The sequence below is a fragment of the Companilactobacillus jidongensis genome (genome assembly GCF_003946575.1).
Classification (GTDB): domain Bacteria; phylum Bacillota; class Bacilli; order Lactobacillales; family Lactobacillaceae; genus Companilactobacillus; species Companilactobacillus jidongensis.
In genome coordinates, this window is sequence record NZ_RHOP01000010.1 from 93,332 (window position 1) to 99,481 (window position 6,150).

Genomic DNA, 6,150 nt, shown 5'->3' on the forward strand with positions numbered 1-6,150 from the left:
TATGTTTCAAGGAAAAATAGTACGTTTTAATACAGAACGTGGTTTTGGATTTATTAACAATGACGGAGAAGATATTTTCTTTTTCGCAGATTCAATTTTGAATCGTGAAGATTACTTTATTAAGCCTGATTTGGATGTAGAGTTTGAAGTTGCTCCTGGATTCAAAGGTCCACAAGCAGTTAATATTACTATATTAGAATTAGATGATGATCAAGATGAGGAAAGCGCTGAATAGTGCTTTCTTTTTTATTGAAATAATTTATTTGGGAGAGTCGTCATGAATGAGAAAGTGAATCCAAAAAGATGGATGATATTGGTTTCAGTCGGAATTTTTACTTTAATGGCCACATTGGATGGGTCAATTGTTAATATTGCTTTGCCAGTTATCAGCAAAGATTTAAATATACCGATGAATATGGCAGAGTGGATCGTCTCAATTTATTTGGTTACTATTTGTATTTTTCTGTTGTTATTTGGAAAATTAGCTGATTCGATTGGAAAAATAAAAGTTTTTAAAACTGGATCGATTTTATTTATTGTTGGTTCGTTGATTTGTGGATTTGGTGTCAATCTTCCGATCCTATTAGCTGGACGTACGATTCAGGCATTTGGAGCTTCGATGGCTATGGCAACAAACAATGGGATTATCACACAGACTTTTCCATTACATGAACGGGGCTATGCCTTGGGATATATTGGTTCATTCGTTTCTATTGGAGCAATCGCCGGACCCGGTATTGGTGGGTTGATTTTGTCACAATTTGATTGGAGTTATATTTTTTGGATCAATTTGCCAATTGGTGTTATTGCTTTGATATTGGGTTATCTTAATTTACCTAAAAAGGAACCTAAAAACCCTGCTAAGATTGATTATCGTGGATTTGGTGTTTATTCTGTTACATTGATACTTTTCTTTGCAGCAATATTTATTGGACAGTCCGTTGGATTCACAAATATTTATATCATTTTGACGTTCATTGCAGCAATCGCATCTTTTGTACTATTTATACATTTGCAAAAGATAACTGATCAACCGATGATTGAGTTAAGAATATTTAAGAATCATGATTTTACATTGGGATTAGTTGTTGGATTTTTGATATTTGTAACTAACTTTTTCTTCAATGTTGTTTCACCATTCTACCTTGAGAATGCCTTAGGTATGAAGGCTTCAATCGCTGGATATGTGCTAATGATGTTTCCACTTGTTCAAGTAATTGTCGCACCGATCTCCGGTAAAATGTCAGCGAAGATCAATCCGATTTCGTTAACGATTGCCGGTTTAAGTGTTCTAGCTATTGCTCAAATTGGATATTTATTCTTTAATGTAAGTACTAGTCTTTGGTTTATTTTATTGTTTATTGGTTTGAATGGTTTAGGAAATGGATTATTTCAAGCTCCAAATAATACAATGATCATGAGCTCTGTGGAACCAAAAGACCTAGGTATAGCTGGAGGATTGAATGCTTTATCTCGTAATCTAGGAATGATCATAGGTGTTTCATTCTCTACTACGGTATTATTTTTATCAATGAGTCAATTTTATGGCAAATCGGTCACAACTTATGTAAACGGCAGACCGGATATCTTTATAGATGGTATGCGTGTTACAATGTCATTTGCATTAATAATTTGTTTGATTGCTATAATTATGTCTGTAATTAGATTATTAAAATCACGAGGTTTAAAGAATGAATAAAGAAGATTCAAGATATTATGAAGAAGTAATTGCATCAAAACGCATGTTTGGCGGTAAAATTTTTGATGTCGATGTTGAGCAAGTCATTTTACCAAATGGTGTTCCAGCAATCAGAGAGTTAGTTAGACACCACGGTGCAGTTGGAATTATTCCATTTACATCTGATGGCAAGATGGTCTTTGTACGTCAGTGGCGAGAACCCATGGAACAAGAGACACTAGAGGTTCCAGCCGGTAAAATTGATCAAGACGAAGGTTCTGATCTTAAAGAAGTTGCCTTAAGAGAAATGAATGAAGAACTTGGAATGACGACTGAGCAACTTGAAGAAGTTGCATCGTTTTATTCAAGTCCCGGTTATTCAGACGAAAAGATTACGATGTTCAAGGCGGATAACTTAACAGAAGTTGAAAATAAACGTCCTCTTGATCCAGATGAATTTTTGAATGTCGAAAAATTAACTTTGGATGAAGCAAAAAAACAAATTAAAGCCGGCATCATTTGTGATGCAAAGTCTATCTATGCAGTAACGTATTGGGAGTTAATGAATGCAAAGGCTTAGTGAACTTTGGAATCGTTTTAAGGATGTACTGGTAGATACTTTTTCTGGTAGTAAAAAAGATAATTCTAGTAGCTCAGTTGTTTCGGCTGATGAGGTAGAAAAAAAACAACGTGAGTTACGTGATCAAGAACGAAAACGTGTCGAAGAAGAGTATCGTGAAGAACATCCTGATCAAATTGAACAAGAAAAAATGGTGTCTTTTGAAAATAAGACAAATCGTTTGAAAAAACGGCTAAATATTGCCATCATTACAGTATTCGGCTTAGTTGTGATAGTATTTTTAGTGTTGTTTTTTGTCTAAATAGTATACAAGGAGAATTTTTAAATGAAAATTGGCGTAATTGTTCCAATGGAAGAAGAAATTAAATTACTTAAAGAATCATTAAGTGATGTCAAAAATGAAACAGTTGCCGGAGTTGAATTTACTATCGGCACTTACAAAACACATTCAGTTTACTTAGCTCAAAGTGGTATTGGTAAAGTTCAAGCTGGAATGACAGCAACTTTGATCAATGATCGTTACCAACCGGATTTTGTTGTTAATACTGGTTCAGCTGGTGGTATTGGCGAGGGATTAAAAATCGGTGATGTAGTGATTTCACGTCGTTTGGCATATCATGATGTCGATGCTACTGGATTTGGGTATGCTATCGGACAATTGCCACAACAATCATTGTATTTTTATGCTGATGAAGGTTATGTTGAAAAAATTGAGGCTGCTGCAAAGAGAACCGGATTGATTTCTCATACAGGTTTAATTGTGACCGGAGACCAATTTGTTGACTCAAAAGAAAAAATTGCTACAATTAAAAAGTCGTTCCCAGATGCCTTGGCATCTGAAATGGAAGGTGCAGCTGTGGCTCAGGTATGTGCACAATTCAAAACACCATTCGTTGTAATTCGTTCAATGAGTGATGTGGGAGACGAAGATGCTAGTGTTAATTTCGACGACTTCGTTATTGAAGCTGGTCGTAAGTCGGTACAAATGTTATTAAATTTCTTGAATCAAGAAGTATAGAAGGGGATTTTTAAATTGGAGTTTACTTATTTAGATAATGCTGCCACGACACCAATGGCTACGGAAGTTGTTGATGTTATTTCTGAACAAATGGCAAATAATTTTGGGAATGCATCCGCAACCAATTATTTTGGTCGTCAAGCACGTAAAGTATTAGACGAAAGTCGTCATACTATTGCCAAAAGTATCAACGCCAAGGATTCAGAAATCGTTTTTACAAGCGGTGGAACTGAAAGTGATAATACGGCTGTTATTGAAACAGCATTGTCACGTCAAAAATTAGGTAAACATATTATCACTACAGCCGTTGAGCATGAAGCTATCCTAAAATCGATGGCTTATCTTGAGACATTAGGATTTGATATTACTTATCTCAAACCTAATAGTCGTGGTGAAATAACAGTTGATCAAGTAAAAGCTGCTTTAACTGATGATACGATTTTGGTTTCTGTTATGTATGGAAATAACGAAACTGGAGCAAAAAACCCAATTGCTGAAATCGGAAGTTTGTTAAAGGATCATCAAGCTTTCTTCCATACTGATGCTGTTCAAGCATACGGACAAGAAGACATTGATGTGAAAGCTGAGCATATTGATATGATGTCAACATCAGCTCACAAGATTAACGGTCCCAAGTTTATTGGTTTCTTATATATCAACGATAATATTCATATACCTTCATTTATTAAGGGTGGCGATCAAGAAACTAAGCGTCGTGCCGGTACTGAAAATGTACCTGCAATCGCTGGTTTTGCTCAAGCGGTCAAACTGATTACTCCTGAAGTAAAGAATGAACGTCGTGATCGTTATTATGGATTCAAACAAAAGATTCAAGAAATCTTAAAAACAAATGATATTTCATTTGAAGTAAATGGACCAACCGATGAACACGCTTTGAATCATGTCTTCAATCTCTATCTGCCAGGGGTTGATCGCGGAGTATTGTTAACTAGACTTGATCTAGAACAATTTGCCGTTTCCGGTGGATCTGCTTGTACAGCAGGAAGCCTTGAACCTTCACACGTCTTAGTAGCTATGTTTGGTGAAGACAGTCCTAAGATCAATGATTCTATTCGTATTAGTTTTGGAAAAGAAAATACTGAGGATGAAATTGTAAAATTTTCTAATAAATTGGTTGATATCATTAAAGACTTGACTAATTAGTTATCTTTATTCAGACTATATTTATGAAGAATTTCACTTAGGAGGTTTTTGCTATGAGTAAAAAGGCACAAATTTTAGGCGATACAGAGTTTTATGAACTTAGTCCTGAAATTAAAAAATATGCATTACGAGATGTTGGTTTTCAAGAAACTAAACAAGGTAATTTCCGCCTTGAACGTCCTATCAATGGTAGTTCACCATACGATGCTCGTTATGTCTTGAAAATTACTATCAATAAAGATTTGGATAATCTTAAATTAGCTACTACTGATAAAAGTGGTATGCACAATCTTAATATCTTCAAATTGAAGGATACTGAAAAAGAAGTCAGTGATCTTAGATATTTATTAGATTTTATGATTGAAAAGAAAGTTTTAGTGAAGAGCTAAACAGTGGAGAGGTTTTTTATGGATAATAAGAAGAAGCGTGTTGTTGTTGGAATGAGTGGAGGAGTTGATTCCTCAGTTAGTGCTCTTTTACTTAAACAACAAGGCTATGAGGTCATCGGTGTGTTCATGAAGAACTGGGATGACTCTGATGATGCTGGTGTTTGTACAGCAACAGAGGATTATGAAGATGTAGCTAAGGTTGCTAACAAGATTGGTATTCCTTACTATTCTGTTAATTTTGAAAAAGAGTATTGGGATCGTGTATTCGAGTATTTCTTGGATGAATATCGTAAGGGTAGAACTCCTAATCCTGATGTTATGTGTAACAAAGAGGTTAAATTCAAGGCTTTCTTAGATTATGCTGAAAAATTAAATGCTGACTATATTGCTATGGGCCACTATGCTCAAAGTTTCCGTGATGATAATGGTGTTGTTCACTTGCTTCGCGGTGGGGATGCTAACAAGGACCAAACTTATTTCTTGAGTACCGTACAACAACATCAACTACAAAAGGCTTTATTCCCAATTGGTGGAATGCAAAAGTCTGAGGTACGTCGTATTGCTGAAGAGGCTGGTCTTTCTACAGCTAAGAAGAAGGATTCGACCGGTGTATGTTTCATCGGTGAGAGAAACTTCAGAAAGTTCCTTGGCGAGTTCCTACCTGCACAGGCTGGTACAATGATGACACCTGACGGTGAAGTTAAGGGTAAGCATGCTGGTTTGATGTATTATACGATCGGCCAAAGATCAGGACTTGGAATTGGCGGAGACGGTAAGTCAAACGAGCCTTGGTTCGTTGTTGGTAAGGATATGTCTAAGAATATTCTTTACGTTGATCAAGGATATGATAATCCTAGATTGTATGCAGATCATTTGGAAGCATCTGATCTTTCATTCATCACAGGTTTGAATTATGGCGACGAGTTCCATTGCACAGCCAAATTCAGATATCGTCAACAAGATACTGGTGTTACAGTTCATGTATTAGGAGACGGCAAGGTCAGTGTTGACTTTGATAATCCTGTACGTGCAATTACTCCTGGACAAGAAGTTGTCTTCTTTGATGGCGAGGAGTGTCTAGGTGGAGCAACTATTGATGCTGCTTATATGGCTGCTAAGAAGTTGCAATATATCTAAGATTTAGAGATATGATAGTGCTATTTAAATTGATATAAATATTGTCCCTTGGGTTATACAAGTTTGTATAGCTCAAGGGACTTTTTTATCGTGTATCTCATTTATTAGGTTCTTTGTCAAATAGTATTGATGAATGATTTTGAGCCTTGGGCATCCTCGTTGAGGATGCCTATTTTTATGCACA

The 6,150-nt window shown here is 35.9% G+C and carries 8 protein-coding genes; all 8 read left to right on the forward strand.

Going from position 1 to position 6,150, the window contains the following annotated elements:
• The first annotated feature begins 1 nt into the window (after position 1).
• The 8 genes from EKM68_RS07885 to mnmA are packed head-to-tail and all read left to right on the forward strand — an operon-like array spanning position 2 to position 5,966.
• The gene (locus EKM68_RS07885) at positions 2 to 235 is read left to right on the forward strand and encodes a cold-shock protein (RefSeq protein ID WP_125589529.1); all 234 of its coding nucleotides are present in this window, start codon (positions 2 to 4) and stop codon (positions 233 to 235) included.
• A gap of 42 nt (positions 236 to 277) precedes the next feature.
• A complete protein-coding gene (locus tag EKM68_RS07890; protein WP_125589531.1) occupies positions 278 to 1,699 on the forward strand; it encodes an MFS transporter in 1,422 nt (473 codons plus the stop codon).
• Positions 1,692 to 2,258: an NUDIX hydrolase gene (locus tag EKM68_RS07895; RefSeq protein ID WP_125589533.1), complete on the forward strand. Its 567-nt coding sequence runs from the start codon at positions 1,692 to 1,694 to the stop codon at positions 2,256 to 2,258. Before EKM68_RS07890 ends, EKM68_RS07895 begins: the two co-directional genes overlap by 8 nt.
• Before the next feature lie 28 nt (positions 2,259 to 2,286).
• Positions 2,287 to 2,559: a hypothetical protein gene (locus EKM68_RS07900; protein WP_125589553.1), complete on the forward strand. Its 273-nt coding sequence runs from the start codon at positions 2,287 to 2,289 to the stop codon at positions 2,557 to 2,559.
• A gap of 24 nt (positions 2,560 to 2,583) precedes the next feature.
• A complete protein-coding gene (locus EKM68_RS07905) occupies positions 2,584 to 3,276 on the forward strand; it encodes a 5'-methylthioadenosine/adenosylhomocysteine nucleosidase (RefSeq protein ID WP_125589535.1) in 693 nt (230 codons plus the stop codon).
• 15 nt (positions 3,277 to 3,291) lie between these two features.
• Positions 3,292 to 4,440 (forward strand): cysteine desulfurase family protein, encoded by a 1,149-nt coding sequence (locus EKM68_RS07910; protein ID WP_125589538.1) that lies wholly within the window; start codon positions 3,292 to 3,294, stop codon positions 4,438 to 4,440.
• Between the two features lie 53 nt (positions 4,441 to 4,493).
• Positions 4,494 to 4,829 (forward strand): hypothetical protein, encoded by a 336-nt coding sequence (locus tag EKM68_RS07915; RefSeq protein ID WP_125589540.1) that lies wholly within the window; start codon positions 4,494 to 4,496, stop codon positions 4,827 to 4,829.
• An 18-nt stretch (positions 4,830 to 4,847) separates the two neighbouring features.
• The gene (gene mnmA / locus EKM68_RS07920; protein ID WP_125589542.1) at positions 4,848 to 5,966 is read left to right on the forward strand and encodes a tRNA 2-thiouridine(34) synthase MnmA; all 1,119 of its coding nucleotides are present in this window, start codon (positions 4,848 to 4,850) and stop codon (positions 5,964 to 5,966) included.
• The last annotated feature ends 184 nt before the right edge of the window (positions 5,967 to 6,150 follow it).

Bases quoted from the DNA above. Each gene is read 5' to 3' on its own strand.
- EKM68_RS07885 (WP_125589529.1), top strand. From the start codon at position 2: ATGTTTCAAGGAAAAATAGTACGTTTTAATACAGAACGTGGTTTTGGA.
- EKM68_RS07890 (WP_125589531.1), top strand. From the start codon at position 278: ATGAATGAGAAAGTGAATCCAAAAAGATGGATGATATTGGTTTCAGTC.
- EKM68_RS07895 (WP_125589533.1), top strand. From the start codon at position 1,692: ATGAATAAAGAAGATTCAAGATATTATGAAGAAGTAATTGCATCAAAA.
- EKM68_RS07905 (WP_125589535.1), top strand. From the start codon at position 2,584: ATGAAAATTGGCGTAATTGTTCCAATGGAAGAAGAAATTAAATTACTT.
- EKM68_RS07915 (WP_125589540.1), top strand. From the start codon at position 4,494: ATGAGTAAAAAGGCACAAATTTTAGGCGATACAGAGTTTTATGAACTT.
- mnmA (WP_125589542.1), top strand. From the start codon at position 4,848: ATGGATAATAAGAAGAAGCGTGTTGTTGTTGGAATGAGTGGAGGAGTT.